The organism is Fischerella muscicola PCC 7414 (genome assembly GCF_000317205.1).
Classification (GTDB): Bacteria; Cyanobacteriota; Cyanobacteriia; order Cyanobacteriales; family Nostocaceae; genus Fischerella; species Fischerella muscicola.
Window position 1 is genome coordinate 1 of sequence record NZ_AJLK01000233.1, and the last position, 634, is coordinate 634.

The window sequence follows — 634 nt, forward strand, 5'->3', positions numbered from 1 at the left end:
CTTATATCTTGCACCTGAAAATTTGAATGTTAATTCCTTGACTAAGTGCCAGTTCTCTCAGGCGTTCAATATCTTGTAAAAGAAGTAACACTACCAAATGGGGAAATAAAGTTTGGAACGCAATTTCTGCGGATTGTCCCCAATCAGGTAAATTTGTAGGTGCGATCGCTGTGGATAAATATGCCCAATGCGCCAAAACATAAGAAATCAGGGACAATACCAACCAACGATAAACGCCTAAAAGTGTCCCCTGCCCAAACCGATGTAACCCGAAACGGTGTTTTGCTGTTTTAAACCAACCTTCTATTTGCCACTAGTACGAATTACACTCAATGTTGACCAATCGTAGATGTTAAGAAATCGGCTCAAGGCGCTAGCAGACTTGCTTTTACTATGTTGAGGCAAGGGATAACCTTGTGCTTGCAAGAACAGTCCCAACATCGATTCCAGATTTTCTTGTTGGTAGGTAGAAGGCATCAAAGATAGTAGGGTGTACACTAAGCTTTGGGCGTGGGCAAGAATTGAAACCATTTTTCTTGCTAATAAATAATACGAGTCACGCCCCTTTCTCTCATGTTTCTGGTTATAAAAGCAAATAAGAGCGATTTTTGAAATTAGCGATCGCCTGAACAAG

Annotated in this window: 1 pseudogene; it reads right to left on the reverse strand. The window is 40.9% G+C overall.

Annotation, left to right across the window (positions count from 1 at the left end):
• Window positions 1-55: 55 nt before the first annotated feature.
• Window positions 56-531: pseudogene (locus UYI_RS36120) on the reverse strand (hypothetical protein); the annotation flags it as partial.
• Window positions 532-634 lie beyond the last annotated feature (103 nt).